The organism is Carboxylicivirga agarovorans (assembly GCF_050589845.1).
Taxonomy (GTDB): domain Bacteria; phylum Bacteroidota; class Bacteroidia; order Bacteroidales; family Marinilabiliaceae; genus Carboxylicivirga; species Carboxylicivirga agarovorans.
Genome location: NZ_JBNGPA010000011.1, coordinates 40,301 through 55,798, shown reverse-complemented (window position 1 = coordinate 55,798; position 15,498 = coordinate 40,301). Strand labels below are relative to the sequence as shown.

Here is a 15,498-nt window from a genome sequence, read left to right as displayed (position 1 = left end):
CTTAATTTATAAAAGAAGTAATTTGCAAAGAAAGCCACTCTGGTTGATCAAACATGATAAAATGACCTGAGTTTTCGATATATTCAATTCTTTTATCGCCAATCAGGGCATACTGGTCAGCCATAATTTGTTTTGTCTGCTCAAGATTAAAGGGAACAGCTGCCAGAACCAAAACCGGTACCTTTATTGCTTCCACCTGCTTTCGCAAATCCAACTTAAGTATCTCGGTATATCCATACACATAGGTTTGTCTGTCGGCTTGCTTTATCCAATCAGCTATTATACTCTTCTTATCCTGTTTTAGAGTCATGTATCCCGCCATATTATTTGCCATCCCGGCAAATTGTTCATCATCCATGGCCATCATATTTTGATTATACGGCGAGTCGTAAGTGATATTCTCAAGTGCTACTCCAGGCATCATTACACTTGCCATACACGTAAGAGCATCAACCAAAATTAAGCGTTCATACACCTTACTGTCATCAATGGCCAGTTGCATAGCAAACAAGCCTCCAACACTATGACCAATTACAATTGGCTTCTCATGCAGCTCATTTGTAATGTACTCCTTTAAACTGTTAATCACCGTTTGATACCATAATGTGTCAGGTGCGGCAATACCATTAAAACCGGGATATGACACCAGGTGACATTCGTAATTATCTGTTAATGGCTTTGCTATTTCATGCCACACATCGCCAGGACATGTAAATCCGGGTAAAAAGACCACAGGTCTTCCCTGCCCCATTTTCTCGACTTTAATATTGAATTCGCCTGCTGATAAACTAACTGTTGCAATAAATAGAATCAGACTTAATGTTAATTGTTTCAATGTTCTCATTTCGTTTAGATTTAATTGATTCGATTTTCCTAAGGATTCAGAAACACTATGAGCGTTACAGAAAAGTTGATTTTTTTTTAAAAGAAAATGAATTGCAGGTCTAAAGCTCAGAGTGAACAAGCCAATCTTCCATATTAAACAGTATGCTATTACCCTTTGACATTACTACCAATTAAGTTGTAACTTTTATCTGAATAGTACATTTTATATGCTTTTAAAACGTCTGACATCCATACTGCTCTCGTTTTCTATACTCTTGTATAGTTGCTCAGGATATAAAGAGGTTACCTGCACAAACAAAGGTGTAGACAAAGCCAGATCGGTCTATTTGCATGTTGACAAGCGCTATTATGCTCTTGATTCTATCCAGGATTTTACCAGCTATTATTCAGCCAAAGCCACTTTAACTGAAAAAGAAGCAATAGGCAAAAAGAGTGTCACCATCTTTGCCAACAAGGTAGGCATTGAACAAACTGATCAGGAGTTCGTACATGTATTAATAGACAAAAGCGAGGTGGATCATTACTCAAAGACCGTGCGAAAATCAGAAAAACCACTTACGATCATTGGCTTGGCCGCCATTGCCATATTAATTGTTTGGGTAGCGATAGATCATGAAGAAAACCACATGAAAATACATGCTCACGAGTAGAGTATATTATTGAAAAAAAGCCCCATGCCCTGCCATAAGCTATGTTGAAAACTTTCATATTATTTTTATCAAATTTCTGAAACCTAATGACCTTTGATTATCGTATATCTCACCCTGTATTATTGAACTGCTTTTTAGGAACAATAAACATTGTATATGCCGATTTTAATCTGCATATTCGTTAAGGAATGTATGAAATAAAATAAGGGAAAGCTTGAAGTTTAAACCAAAATCTATAAAAAACAGTCTGACATTCACGATCGGTCTGTTTGCTACATTAACCATTTTGGCACTGGGATGGGTGCATCATTACGCAGTGCGTGGTGCCGTGATGAAACAGGTCTATAAAACACAGCTGATCACTGACTTGAAAGCCCACCAAAGCGAGCTACTGATTACACTTGAAAAGGCCATTGAAACATCTGAAGCATTGGCTGACGACCCGGCTTTAACTGAATGGTTCACAAGCGTAAAGGTAAATCCTAAAACTAAAGAAATTGCACTAAAAAAACTTGATTACATCCACAAAGAGCTGGGTTACCCTACTATTTTTGCTGTTAATAACTCAACAAATGAATACTGGTGCGAGAATTTTAAACTGCTTGACATCGTAACTGAAGAAGATCCGGATGACAGTTGGTTTTTCACCACAATCAGAAGTCAGCGAAAAAGCACGCTTAATTTTGACTCGAACAGTATTCTCAATCAAACCATGCTTTTTGTCAATGTACTAATGGGTAGTCCCGATGCCCCAATTGGTGTAGCTGGTGTTGGCATCAATCCATCCGTCCTGATAGAGCAGTTCAAAAAGAATAAACCCTCAGAAAATGCACACCTGTGGCTGGTTGACAACAAAGGTAAAATCCTTTTATCGGAAAGAACTAATGAGATCAATAAAAACCTTTATGCCTTATTTGATCAGGATGTTGTATCGGGATTATTATCAGGGTCAAGAGAACAGATAATAAGAGAGGTTAACTTCAGAAATGAAAAATACGAGCTGGCCAGCATGCTTATGGGTTCAACCGATTACAGGGTGGTAATGGTCATACCGCAAGATGATTTGCTTGGTATAGTTAATGTTATTGCAATTAACACCATTTGGCTGACGATACTGGTGTTTATATTAACCATCGTCATATCAACCCTTCTGGCCAAAAATATATCACGACCCATTGAACACCTGGCATTGCTAACCAAGCGAATAGCTGATTCGAAGCTTAACAGCCCGGTTAAAAACAAGCTCATTGAGCGGGATGATGAAATTGGTCACCTGGCTAAGGAGTTTGATAGTATGCAAAAGCAACTATCATTAACAATTAGCCGTCTTAACAAGGCCAATGCCGATCTTGAGAACGATAAGATTCAGCTCAAAAGTATTAACAAAGAGCTAAAAACAGCCATGGAAAAGGCGTCGGAAAGTGAAAAGCTGACTAAAGCTTTTATGGCCAATATCAGTCATGAGATAAGAACACCGATGAATAGCATAATGGGCTTTGCCCAGTTGCTGGAAAATGAATTACAAGATGATGAAATCCTTAAGAACTATTCGGGTATCATTATAGAAAATGGCAACCAACTGCTGGCCATATTAAACAGCATTATAGAAGTTGCGAAAATGGATTCAGGCATCACAAAGCCTCACCTGGTAAGATTCCCGGTTAACAAGGTTATCAGCGAATGTATGGGCTTTTTCTCATACAGTACCCGAAATAATGTTAACCTGGTTAATGCTTGTGAAAATAAAGAAGAGACCACTATCACCTCTGATATACTTTTGCTCAAACGCATACTAAACAACCTTATTTCAAACGCTATTAAATACACGAGCGAAGGTACAGTTGAAGTTAAATTCAGAATCGAAAACGATACTATTCTGTTTCAGGTATCTGACACTGGTATAGGCATCAGCACGAAAGATCAGGCATCAATATTTAAACCATTCTGGCAGGTTAGTAACGATAGCTCAATCAATGATGGAGCAGGACTGGGACTGGCCATTTCGAAGAAAATGGTGGAGATATTAGGCGGTGAGATATGGGTTGAAAGTGAACCGGGTGTAGGCTCTGACTTTTACTTTACTCTGCCGCATAAGAAGAGTTAAAATACAGAGAAACATGTGTGCGTAACGATGATTATCAAACCTGGCTTCAAAGCTGCCTCTCCCCGCTTGTGAAATATTAATTGATAATTTTATTCATTATATTTTCAAAGCGCTTATTACTTATCGGATGGTGACTAATAACCCGGCCATTGTATACTATACAAAATGTTCCAAAGGCACAGGGGCTTGCCTGTACTGCCATTGCATCTTTCATATCTACCAAACGGGCATTTAGCTTGTATTTTTGCTGAGCTGTTTCAATGATAGCGTTGACGTTCTTCTCGGTATAAGGACACTGGGCTGAACGAAGAATTGTTAATCCATTCTCATACTGCTTCACATTGTTAATTATTGATGCTTTAAAACCTGGATTGGGAAAACCGGGATCAAACTTGTAAACCAATAATTCAAAGTCAGGTTTAACAGAGTCTGCCAATGTAAATCCGTTCTTTAAAAATACCGACTTATCTGACATAAATGAGCCTTTACGTGTAACCACCGCCACACCTTTCTTTTTCTGAAGTTTCGCATCATTGATGCATTCTTCAATCAGTGCCGATGCATAGCCTTTTCCTTTGAACTCCTTATTAAAACCAACAAAGATACAATGTATAAACAGGTAATCGCTGGCGTTAACAGGTCTGTGAGCCAACTCTCCCGGCAGATACTCGAGCATTCCCTGGTAACTTCCGTTTTCTGAAATAAGTGCTTTTATCTTCAAACCCTTACTATGGTAGGTTTTAAACCACTCAATTTTATTTCGTAGCTCTTTGTGCTTCTTCACATCTTTGTAGCCACATACGCCATAATCTGCAATATTATCGGGTGTTAAATCTATAATTTGAATGGCATTGCTCATAATCATCTGCTTGGGTTATGAGCTCAATTTACCACTCCTTTCGATTCTACACAAAGATTTGTGCTTCTTAACTCAACCTTGGTCTGATGATGGCTTGGAAGATTGATGAACATTAAAAGCCTTTTCCAGGCCGCTAAAATCGCACTACATACTCAACACCTAATGAAAACTGACTTAGTCCATCAGGACGGTTTTCTCGGGCAATAACAGGCGCTCCCAAACTAAATTCCAAAGCTGTATTGGATGATAGGTGGTAATTAAAAAATACATTCAGATTCAAGGTTAAGCCCTTTGACTTTTCAATGGTAACTTCATTGCCGTCTCTATCTTGATAGCTATCATTACCGAGGTGGTATATGGGTAAAACACTTGAGAGCAGGGTCCACTTCTCCCCTATGGATGACCTGTGCGTAATCCGAAGCAATACATCTCCTTTTCTTTCATACCCATTGGTTGATATATAAGGGTCACTAAGTATTCCATCGGGATAATCATCAAAAAGAAAAGCATTGTCATTTTGTGTGAGTGGATGCTGCCAGGCTGCTGTTAAGGTCAGTTTCTTCATCCTCCAGCTTGCTCCGGTGATCAAATCATAGGTTCCCAAACTCGTTTGGTAAGACATGGGCAATGGCAGTCCTCCAGCTGCCTGGTCTGCCTTATTGAACGGAAGCTTGACTCCTCCCACCAGCTGCAGTTTTTCATTTAAGTTCCATGATGAAGTCAGAATAACATCAGCCAAACCACTTGTCGTACCCAGGTCACCACTCCTGATCCCCATCAGTAACTTAGCGCTCAATGCCACATGCCTGAAGTGATAGATATACTCCAGGTAAGGCGTAACAACAGACACATTATACTGTGCAGATCCGTATGAAACACCAGCCTTGAATGTATTATTCCTGCTTTTTAACGAATCACCTAACACAGGCTTTATGCTGTGAATGGTACAAAACCCGGCATCACTGCAGCCTTGGCTACAGGCAGAATGAAATGGCACTGTAAATAAAGTAAGAACAAAAAGAATGGTCAGATAATGTTTCATAGTTAAAAGATTATAGCTCGGTCTCTAATGCCTATAATGAGGTTTTCCAATCACGGTTCATCAATAAAGTTAAATGATTCGTAAATACCCTGCCACGCCCACCAGGATGCCAAAAATGACTCAGCCCCCTCGAGCTCTTGTCCCTTTCTGGTACCATCAACAGCACTACCAAATACATCCCAGTTATTACCTTCATTGTCACTTAAAACAACTGGAAATTGGTTGGTAACCGTAAACTGCAGGCTAGCTTCATTATAAAATGCAACGGTATAATTAAACTCCTCGCTAAATAGTAATATCTGATCACTTTCAACAAAAGCCTGTGTTCCGTTTAACTGATCAAGGTTTAAAACACTTACCCCATCTGCTTTGGGCGAATCGTGCTTGATCAGTCCGAATACCATGTCTCCACTTATATAATCACTTTTAAGTGAAGATTGGCTGGTCAGTGTTTTATCCATATCGTAATCAATTAGGCAATACCCTTCAGGAAAATAGTCTTTAACTGTTCCGAACTGCGTCCTGAATGAATTAATAAAAGAGGGAGATTGACGAATATAGACACCATGTACACACCTGAAATACATTTGTGACCAGAGACTTTCTGTCTCCAAATCGTAATAAACCAGATTATCGGCATACAACAGTCCTGAAGCTGCAAACCTATGTACCTTTTCATTAATCAACCTGTCTATCACATAGGTAGTTTTTGTTTTAGGGCAGTAGGTAACAGTGAAATATATGCCATTATAACTATCATTTATTACCTCAATACCTAATTTATTAAGAGGATAAACATATATTCTACCGGCTATTTTAAAAACCACTACTTCTTCATAATCAGGCATATCAGTTAATTCTGATACAAGTTCATACCTTATATTGGTAGCAAAAGGAAAAGGGTTTATAATGGTAGTACCTGTCATCTTTAAAGTATCAACCAGCCATTCCTGATCATTTGATTGATTCGCGTCTCTTAGCCTGTCCAAATCATCACTACCACACCCAATTAGCAAAATGGACAAAAGCAGATAAACTGATATTTTCATGGTTTTCTTTTTATAACATACCGGATTAGACGTGTCAAAACATCACTCCTGACAAACGGTTTCCTTTTAATAGAAATAAAAAAAACAAGGTACATGTTCATTGCTCCCGATAATTAAGAAACACAGTCACAAACCTGTATCTGAATTATTTATTGGTGATGATGCTTAAAGAAGTCCTGAAAAACCCTTTACAATTGCCTACTTAATTCAAAAATTGTAAACTTGCACAACAAATAAGTAGTCGATATGCTCCAGTGGAAAAGGGTTGGTAAGGACACCTATTCCTTCAAAAACCCATATAATTTCAGAAGTGATATTAATGCCCTGACCGAGGAAGAGATAACCTGGGCAGTTGATTACCACGTGGACACCAGGCGTAAACACTATCATTTTAAACGTGTGGCACACTGGCCAGTTCATGTGCTTGACAACCGTAACTGGCCTTATCACATAGCCATTAAAATGCTGGAGAGTATTGTTAATACCTTTGATGCAGGTAATATCAACTACGCTGCTACGCTTGAGTGTTTGAAAGCCATTGACAATAAGAAAAAGGATAAGAGCGACAATGAGCTGTACGACGATGAAACTTGTAATACCATGGCACAGCGCCTGGTACCGGTATTGAGCTGTTGTGCCTACAAGGAAGAAACCATCAGCTTTAAAAAGCTCGACTATGAAAGCGGCCTTGATATTGGGAAGAAAGTAGCCTACCCCTTAAAATACCTGCGCGAATATACCATGAAACACTACAAGATTGACCTTGCCTGTATTGTGACCACGCCCGATGGTTTTCCTGTGCGGTTTTACAGTCAGTTTCCGGCTCCAGAGTTAAAAGCAATGCGTCAAAAAGTATTTGAACACGACTGGATTACCCAACCTGTTGAAGTAAAATGGAACGGATAATATTAACAACCTGGTTTGTACAATGTCTTTCCTGGACTAAACAAACAAAAAAGCCATCAACCAACTTGTGGCAGTCAATGACTTTTTTTGCCCGGCTTATTGGTGCTATTATAAATTTATCACCTCTCCATTAGCCGGTACGAGTATATTCAAGTTGTTCTCACTGGCTACCGCAGTAACTTTATCGCGTGTGGTAGCGCAATGATCCAAAGCCTCCATGTGAACGGCTATAACAGTAGCTTCAGGTGCAGTCTGTGCAACTTTGGCGGTTTCATGCTCATCCATAAGTATGCGGCTCTGCCCCATAAAAACAGCACCTCCCGAATTGGTTATGATCACATCTGGCTGACTAGCTTTAATAGTCTGTTCTATTTCCTCTGTCCAAATACAATCGCCTACAATATAAAGTGTTGGATAGTTCTCTTTTTTCAATACAAAACCCGATACTTTGCCGAGCATCTCAAGTGTTTCCTCGGGTCCATGCTGACCACCTGTTCTGATAATCTGTATACCATCCAACTCTACCTTTTCATTTACTGGTATAACAGTTTTAAAACCGGCATCCTGCGCTGCCTTACTATCAAAAACCTGGGAGTAAACAGGAATGTTTTTATCAAGCACTTCCATGGCTTTGGTGTCAAAGTGATCGGGATGTACATGGGTAATTAAAAGCGCATCAACATCCTTTGTAATGTCTGCTATTGACACAGGTAAATCAACCGTTGGATTCAGATTTTTATCTGGCTCAACAAAGGACATAAAACTGTGCTTTTTGCCTAAAACAGGATCTACCAAAAAAGTTTTACCAGCATAGGTGATTTTTAGCGTAGCATTTCTGATCAACTGAACTTGTACATTTTCCATAGCAATTTCTTTTTGTGGCTTCAAACACGATGTTAGAAGCACTAATACCAATAATACGAGACTTTTCATTAATTAATTTTTATGATACAAAAGTCTTGTTTTTAGTAAAGATGATTACTACCAAAGATCACCGATTACCTACCATTTTGATAATTGAGGCGAAAATGGGCTGGTGATACGCCTTCTTTATTACGAAACAGGCGTGTCAGGTGGTTGGGTTCCGAAAAGTTAAATTCAGCGGCAATCTCAGCTATGGTCATGTGTGTATATATCAAACGCATCTTCACCTCAAATATAAGCTTGGACTTAATAAAATCGGAGGCGGTGACATTGAACTGAGCCTTTACTAATTTATTGAGCTGCACCCTGCTAATACCGATCAAGCGGGTATAATCTTCTATGCGCTGGTGAGTCTTAAGATGTTCCTCCACCAGTTTCCTGAACTCATAGGCAACGTTATCAAGGGCAATGGCTGAGCCAATACTATTAATATCTGAATATGTACGGTTGAGACGGATTAGAATATTATATATCAGCGAACGAATAAGGTGTGCACTATCATTCCTGGGACGAATAAGCTCTGCTTTAATTTCCTTAAGCTTGACCAGGTAATTAGCAAATACCGCTTTTACAAGCTGAAACTGCAGCGGGTATTGTGTCTGATAAAAATAAAGCAAACGGTAAGTAAAATACTTATCAGCAAAAAACTCATTCAGAAACTCCTCCTGGAAAATAAGGAAGCGGGCTTTAAAAACATCATTCGTTAGTTTCCACTGGTGTTTTTGGTGTTGTGAGATAAATATCACCGTATGATTTACAAGCTCAATCTCTTTGTCGTTGAGCATTAGCGTACCTTGCGCCTGTTCGATAAATACTATTTGAAAGAAATCGGTCGATTGCACTTCTTCCTGAAGCATATTGGCATCGCTCGAATGGAAGTCGAGAACATTGAGCAGAAAATCAACGCCACAAATGGTTTTATTGAATTTAATGTGTTTCAATACTTCTGTCTTATGGGTTCAAAACTAGGCAAAAATTCATATCACCACCAAATATTAAGCGGATGACCAATAACAACTGAATATGCTGTTAGTTGTTAAAAACAAGTGTTTAAATATACCTCAAAAGGCTGTTTTACATTAATAAAACAGCCTTGAGAGTCAATCGGAGTCATAACAACCGACTCAAGTACCACTCATTTATCACTACGTGTAACTTTCGACCAATTAATGAGCTTCAGTAAATCGAAGCAGCATCCAACGAGTCCGATGCCTTATATCTTTTGTCTCATGTCAGGTATCCGGCGTCTTCTGTCCAAACTATGGTTCTATAGGATTTTGTGTTCCAGGACGTTCAATGGGATTATCAGCTCCCGGTAAATCAGGATGTTCAATTTCAGGGCGTTCAATTGGGTGATCAACCTCAGGTGTTATGTACTTGTCATCACTACTACATGAGGTAATTCCTAATCCTGCTACCAATACTACTGCTGCTGTTAATACTTTTAAATTTTTCATGACTCAATGTTTTAATCAATAGTGTTTGTTAATTTTTACATTACAAAGGTGCAGGGTTTTAATGCGTGTTTTTATCCGCACTGGCTCATGTCTTACTCCCGATAGCTCAAAACATTGAAAGTATCACCCGACGAGTCCTATGTCTTTTATTTTTTACCTTTTGTTTATTTTTCAGCAATAAGTTAATATTCAGTTCATAATATGGCCGGACAGGGGAATAAACTTGCTCTTATTTGACACTCTTTTACAACTATTTGTCGAATAATATTGCATTTCAGTGTATTACTGAAAAAATATCCTTACTATTGCATTTTATTATCAGTGAAACAAAACATATTTAATGGCGAAATCGCAACAATCATTTAGTAAGAAAGAGAAAGAAACAAAACGTCTGAAAAAAAGACAAGAGAAACAAAAGAAGTTAGAAGAACGAAGAGCAAATGCCAAAAGTTCTTCGCTTGATGATATGATAGCCTACGTTGATGAATTTGGAAACATCACTGATACTCCTCCCGATCCGGCAAATAAGAAAAAGGTTAAAGCCGAAAACATCGATGTAAGTGTACCTAAAAAAGAAGCTGTTGAGTTTGATCCGGTGCGCAAAGGTAAGGTTGCCTTTTTTAATACTGCCAAAGGATTTGGATTTATTACCGAGCTTGAAACACAGGAGAAGTATTTCGTTCATGTTAACGGTTTAACTGAAGAAGTTAAAGAGAACGATAAGGTAAGCTTTGAACTTGAACAAGGTTTAAAGGGTTTAAATGCGGTCAGAGTTAAGAAAATATAAGACCAGTATACAACCCTGCATATATACAATATTACCTCACAATACATCCACTAATTTAACAGCTTAGAAAAGTAATGAGCAAATTAGATTCAGCTCGTTAAATTTTCAGGTTAATAATAACAGTGGTTTGCAGCCTTATGCATTACAACCTTTTGGTTTTGAAGCAATGGTACGGCAAGCTTTGATTTTAAACACATGCAATTCACCGAATTAAAATTAATCCCGCCCATATTAAAGGCACTAAGGGACGAGAACTATACCACCCCAACTGATATCCAGGCACAAGCCATACCGTATATTCTAAGTAGAAAAGATGTATTGGGAAGCGCACAAACAGGCACAGGAAAAACGGCCGCTTTTGCCATTCCTATTATACAGCACCTTACCCAGGAACAGTATGAAACGAAAGGTAAACGAAAGATAAAGGCTTTAATTGTCACCCCAACCCGTGAACTGGCTTTGCAAATTGGTGAGAGCTTTACAACTTATGGCAAATACACCAAAGTAAAGAACACTGTTATTTTTGGTGGTGTTACACAAAATGCACAAGTAAGAGCCTTAAAGGCAGGTGTTGATGTATTGGTGGCCACACCCGGTCGCCTGCTCGATTTAATGAGTCAGGGCTATATTAGCTTGAATCACATTAAGTATTTTGTGCTTGATGAAGCAGACAGAATGCTTGATATGGGCTTTATTCATGATATAAAAAAGCTTTTGGAAAAGTTACCGAGTAAGCGACAATCCTTATTCTTTTCGGCGACCATGCCACCAAAGATACTGAAGCTTTCACAACAGATATTGGTAAAACCCGAGAAAGTGGTGGTTAACCCGGTATCTTCAACAGCTGAAACCATACAGCAATACCTTTATACGACTAACAAGAGTGACAAAAAGGCATTGCTCCTGCATATTCTAAGAACCAATGAGATGGATCAGGTTCTCTTGTTTTCAAGAACCAAGCATGGAGCCGATCGCATAGTACGCAACCTAAGAAATAAGAAAATTGATTGTGCTGCTATTCATGGCGATAAAAGCCAGAACCAACGCCAGAAAGCACTCAAGCAGTTTAAAGGTGGCCAGATCAAATTGTTGGTAGCGACCGACATTGCTGCACGCGGCATTGACATTGATAAATTGCGCTATGTTATTAATTACGATATACCTAATGAAGCAGAAACCTATGTGCACCGGATAGGGCGCTGCGGTCGTGCCGGTGAAGAGGGCATAGCCATTTCTCTATGTGAGCCCGAGGAAAATGCTTATGTGAGGGATATTGAAAAACTAATTGATCGAAAGATTGACAGAGTAGAAGACAATCCTTTTCCTCAAACGGATAAACCGATGAATAACGAAGAGAAAAAGGAGTTTGAAAAGGAAAAACAGCGTAAACGACAGGAGTATTTTGCCAATCGTAATAAAAAGAGAGCGGATAAAAAGCCGGGATTCAGAAGACGGAAACGTAATTCATAACGTAGCGGGTAGCTCTATGTGAAATAAGGTTCTCCAAAAACAGAATCTGTTTCTATTTATAGTTACGATTCATCACTGTAATAAATTAATATCCCCATCCCCTTATCTGCAGTACGGTACTTCTCCATGCTCTCAAGAGCATAGGGAAGAGCCGGTTTATAAATTGAACTCTTTATCAACTTTGGTTTGATTATAGAAAAACCTCAATATCTTCATGAATATACCACAACCGCTAGTTCTCACCCAATTCGGTGCGAAGCCGGCTGATGGTAACCGGGGATACTCCAATGTAAGAAGCAAGATCTTTGAGCGGCACCCGTTCCTTAATATTTCTATTAGTGCGTATCAGATTGAGGTATTTCTCTTTGGCTGTTTGCGATTTAAACTCATCCAGCTCTTTTACAGTGTTAATGAATACACTTTCCATAAAACATCGGCCCCAATTGGCCCAATCACGGTATTTGTTGTAAAGGTCTTTTATATAGGCTATTTTAACTCTGTAAAATAAACTGTCTTCAAGCAATTCAGTCGTCTCATGTATATACGACATATTAATATAGGCATTTAACGAAAAACAGATGTCACCATCAAAGCCAAACCAAACCACTTTTTTATTTCCCTTTTCATCGATATAATGATTCTTTACCGCCCCATTTTCAATAAAGTACAAGTAGGGCGAGGGAATATTCTCATGAATCAGCACATCTCCTTTTTTCAGGCGAAATACTTCCAGCTCTTTAACTATAAGCTCTTTACCTTCGTCAGATAGCTTATAATACTTATCAATGGCCGCAATGGCATTTCTCATAGCAACAATTTTTGATTGAGACTTAACAAATGTAAAGTAAAATACAATTAGCCCGAAATACATTTGCAGCCGGAAAATCAATCAACAAATAATTTCAATCCTTAGCCAATGGCAATGAATAGTGAAATCACTGAATCTGTCATCCCAGCTAAACAGACTGAACAAGTATCAATACCTATGACAATCAATAAACTACACATAACAGAATACAGGAAAACCCTATCTCTCAGCATCCCTGTTATCATTGCCCAGGCTGGTCAGATCACTGTGGGACTTATTGATAATGTAATGATAGGGCAATTGGGTACAACATCATTTGCCGCGGCATCATTCACCAATACTCTTTTTAGCCTCGTGCTAATGTTCGGTATGGGCTATTCCTTTGCTTTAACACCATTGATCGGCAAAAACTTTGGTGAGAAGAAGTTTGACGCTATTGGCACATGGATCAGGAATGGAATCCTGGCCAATGCTTTCATGGGAGTTGCCTTATCTGTTTTACTATTCATCCTGTATTTGCTTATTCCTTATATGGGGCAGCCAGCATCAATCATCGATCAGTCGCAAAGCTACCTGGCCATATTAATTACATCGGTATTTCCAATGATGGTATTTTATGGCTTTAAACAATTTGCCGAAGGTATAGGCGACACTAAAACAGCTATGAAAATAATGCTATGGGCCAATGTTATAAATGTTATTGGCAACTACGTATTTATGTATGGTAAATTAGGGGCTCCTGAACTTGGTTTAATTGGCGCTGGTGTTGGTACACTGATGGCCCGCCTTTTTATGGCCATGGCCTTTATTGTACTCTTTTATAAAAAACAAAACTACCAGTTTTTCTTCCGGCTCTATAAGAAGAGTCTCTTCTCATGGTCCGGATTCTTCCAGGTAATAAAACTGGGTATTCCATTAGGAGGCCAGATCGTTATGGAAGCCAGTGCATTTGGCATTTGCTCAATTATGGTTGGGTGGATCAACGAAGTGGGCATAGCTGCTCACCAAATTGCCATAAGCCTCTCAACCCTTGGCTTTATGATTTACCAGGGTCTTGGAGCTGGCACTACCATACGCGTCAGCCATTACAAAGGGGAAGTCAATAAAGATGGTATTATTAAAGCAACTCAAACCGGCATGCACCTGATGTTTGTTTATTGTGCTTTTATTATCCTTGTATTTCTAGGAGGCCGTAACCTGTTGCCCTATCTTTTTACCAATAATGATACGGTCATCAAACTTGCTGCACAAATGCTGATTGTATGTAGCGTATTTCAGTTGGTTGATGGCATACAAATTATCCTGGCAGGCTCCTTACGAGGCTTTGCGGATGCCCGAATTCCGGCGGTATTTACATTTATCTCCTACTTTATCATATCCATACCCTTCAGCTATCTGTCGGCTTTTATATGGGGCTATGGTGCTGTTGGCATATGGTTTGGCTTTCCGGTGGGACTGCTTGTTTGTTCCTCCTTGTTCCAGTTGCGCTACAAGTTTATCCTTAAGCGCTTTTAATGAACCTGGCAATGGCTCTTAATAGAACGTAAATAGCTAATAACCAAAACCATTGACCAGCCACTTTTAACCTGTTTCATTACAAAAGATAAATAAAATCACATAAAGTGTTCATTAACGAACACTAACTTGTTCATTTAGGTACGATTCTACTTAATTAAAATTCGTGCCAAACTTCATTGATTCTTACCTCACTGTTTTTTAACTCATTTGGTTCAAATATTGGTGTGCTTTACAGGTGTTAATCATCAAAACAATGTGCCATGAAAAAAGTCACTTATGCATTGGTGTTATTAATGCTTACAGTAGGCATGGTAGCACAAGAATCAAAGGTAAAGCAGAAGTTTATTGAAGAAACAGTTGTTGAAGCTCCTGTATTCATTGGCCTTATTGATTCAGACAAAACCTCACAACAAGCGTTCACACAGCATTTACAAAACGAATTGGCATACCTCGCTGATTATGACTTCCTAAGCGATGAGGGTATTGTTGCTGTAGATTTTACTGTGGAGAAAGATGGCTCGGTTTCAAACCCGGTTGTTAGCAACTCCGTTTCAAAGATGCTCGATGAGGCAGTGCTCCAAATTATCACCGAAAGTGACAATATGTGGCAGGCTGGTAAAATTAATGGAGAAGCGGCCAGTATGGAAAAGACCGTATTTGTTAAGTTTGACATTGAAGGTAATGAAAGTCACAATGAATTAGCTGCGCAATACCTTAGCAATGCCATAAGACAATTATACGTCATCAATACCATTGAAGCCAGGTATTTGACTGCTGATAAAAAAATGAAAAAATGTCAGCGCAAGGCTAATACTGCCGAACGCTACCTGGCCAAAGCTGAACAGTATCGACCTCATGATTTATCAATCACTTTTTGGCAGGCCCGCACCTATGAAGTGCAGGGAAAAGAAGAGCTAAAACAACAAAAACTTGATAAATACCTTGAACTGGCCCGACACGATAACCTGGAGAAATCTCTTAATGACGATGTTCTTCTGGCGATAATAACTCTCAATTAAGATGTAAATGTTCTCAACAACTAAAACAGGCTGTTTAAAGCAATAATTAAATTGGATAG

15 protein-coding genes are annotated in these 15,498 nt (G+C 38.9%); 7 read left to right on the top strand and 8 right to left on the bottom strand.

Annotated features, from left to right (window positions below):
- Position 1: 1 nt before the first annotated feature.
- On the bottom strand, positions 2–844 hold the full coding sequence (locus tag ACRD69_RS12945; protein ID WP_430815519.1) for an alpha/beta fold hydrolase: 843 nt from the start codon (positions 842–844) through the stop codon (positions 2–4).
- A gap of 208 nt (positions 845–1,052) precedes the next feature.
- Between ACRD69_RS12945 and ACRD69_RS12940 the strand changes: the two genes are divergently transcribed.
- Positions 1,053–1,496 (top strand): hypothetical protein, encoded by a 444-nt coding sequence (locus tag ACRD69_RS12940; protein WP_430815518.1) that lies wholly within the window; start codon positions 1,053–1,055, stop codon positions 1,494–1,496.
- A 214-nt stretch (positions 1,497–1,710) separates the two neighbouring features.
- Positions 1,711–3,600 carry a sensor histidine kinase gene (locus ACRD69_RS12935; protein ID WP_430815517.1) on the top strand — a complete coding sequence of 630 codons (1,890 nt, stop codon included), beginning with the start codon at positions 1,711–1,713 and terminating at the stop codon, positions 3,598–3,600.
- Between the two features lie 76 nt (positions 3,601–3,676).
- Here the strand turns inward: ACRD69_RS12935 and ACRD69_RS12930 are convergent, their stop codons facing one another.
- The 3 genes from ACRD69_RS12930 to ACRD69_RS12920 all read right to left on the bottom strand — a co-directional run bounded on the left by ACRD69_RS12930 (position 3,677) and on the right by ACRD69_RS12920 (position 6,550).
- Positions 3,677–4,459 (bottom strand): GNAT family N-acetyltransferase, encoded by a 783-nt coding sequence (locus ACRD69_RS12930; protein WP_430815516.1) that lies wholly within the window; start codon positions 4,457–4,459, stop codon positions 3,677–3,679.
- Positions 4,460–4,592: 133 nt separating this feature from the next.
- Positions 4,593–5,501, bottom strand: a complete 909-nt coding sequence (locus ACRD69_RS12925; protein ID WP_430815515.1) for a hypothetical protein — start codon at positions 5,499–5,501, stop codon at positions 4,593–4,595.
- Between the two features lie 50 nt (positions 5,502–5,551).
- Positions 5,552–6,550, bottom strand: coding sequence for a DUF3179 domain-containing (seleno)protein (locus ACRD69_RS12920; protein WP_430815514.1), 999 nt, complete (start codon positions 6,548–6,550; stop codon positions 5,552–5,554).
- A gap of 246 nt (positions 6,551–6,796) precedes the next feature.
- Here ACRD69_RS12920 and ACRD69_RS12915 point away from each other — a divergent pair, with 246 nt between their 5' ends.
- Positions 6,797–7,456, top strand: coding sequence for a hypothetical protein (locus ACRD69_RS12915; protein WP_430815513.1), 660 nt, complete (start codon positions 6,797–6,799; stop codon positions 7,454–7,456).
- Between the two features lie 108 nt (positions 7,457–7,564).
- On the opposite strand, the gene ACRD69_RS12910 is transcribed toward ACRD69_RS12915, so the two are convergent.
- From ACRD69_RS12910 to ACRD69_RS12900, 3 genes are all read right to left on the bottom strand, one after another.
- A complete protein-coding gene (locus ACRD69_RS12910; protein WP_430815512.1) occupies positions 7,565–8,389 on the bottom strand; it encodes an MBL fold metallo-hydrolase in 825 nt (274 codons plus the stop codon).
- 65 nt (positions 8,390–8,454) lie between these two features.
- Positions 8,455–9,321 (bottom strand): helix-turn-helix domain-containing protein, encoded by an 867-nt coding sequence (locus tag ACRD69_RS12905; protein WP_430815511.1) that lies wholly within the window; start codon positions 9,319–9,321, stop codon positions 8,455–8,457.
- Positions 9,322–9,639: 318 nt separating this feature from the next.
- On the bottom strand, positions 9,640–9,837 hold the full coding sequence (locus ACRD69_RS12900; RefSeq protein WP_430815510.1) for a hypothetical protein: 198 nt from the start codon (positions 9,835–9,837) through the stop codon (positions 9,640–9,642).
- A gap of 340 nt (positions 9,838–10,177) precedes the next feature.
- Between ACRD69_RS12900 and ACRD69_RS12895 the strand changes: the two genes are divergently transcribed.
- The gene (locus ACRD69_RS12895; RefSeq protein ID WP_430815509.1) at positions 10,178–10,624 is read left to right on the top strand and encodes a cold-shock protein; all 447 of its coding nucleotides are present in this window, start codon (positions 10,178–10,180) and stop codon (positions 10,622–10,624) included.
- Between the two features lie 195 nt (positions 10,625–10,819).
- Positions 10,820–12,094 carry a DEAD/DEAH box helicase gene (locus tag ACRD69_RS12890; RefSeq protein WP_430815508.1) on the top strand — a complete coding sequence of 425 codons (1,275 nt, stop codon included), beginning with the start codon at positions 10,820–10,822 and terminating at the stop codon, positions 12,092–12,094.
- A 232-nt stretch (positions 12,095–12,326) separates the two neighbouring features.
- Here the strand turns inward: ACRD69_RS12890 and ACRD69_RS12885 are convergent, their stop codons facing one another.
- Positions 12,327–12,902: a Crp/Fnr family transcriptional regulator gene (locus ACRD69_RS12885; RefSeq protein WP_430815507.1), complete on the bottom strand. Its 576-nt coding sequence runs from the start codon at positions 12,900–12,902 to the stop codon at positions 12,327–12,329.
- Positions 12,903–13,010: 108 nt separating this feature from the next.
- Between ACRD69_RS12885 and ACRD69_RS12880 the strand changes: the two genes are divergently transcribed.
- Together ACRD69_RS12880 and ACRD69_RS12875 are read left to right on the top strand one after the other, a co-directional pair.
- On the top strand, positions 13,011–14,417 hold the full coding sequence (locus ACRD69_RS12880) for an MATE family efflux transporter (RefSeq protein ID WP_430815506.1): 1,407 nt from the start codon (positions 13,011–13,013) through the stop codon (positions 14,415–14,417).
- A gap of 263 nt (positions 14,418–14,680) precedes the next feature.
- The gene (locus ACRD69_RS12875; RefSeq protein WP_430815505.1) at positions 14,681–15,439 is read left to right on the top strand and encodes an energy transducer TonB; all 759 of its coding nucleotides are present in this window, start codon (positions 14,681–14,683) and stop codon (positions 15,437–15,439) included.
- Positions 15,440–15,498 lie beyond the last annotated feature (59 nt).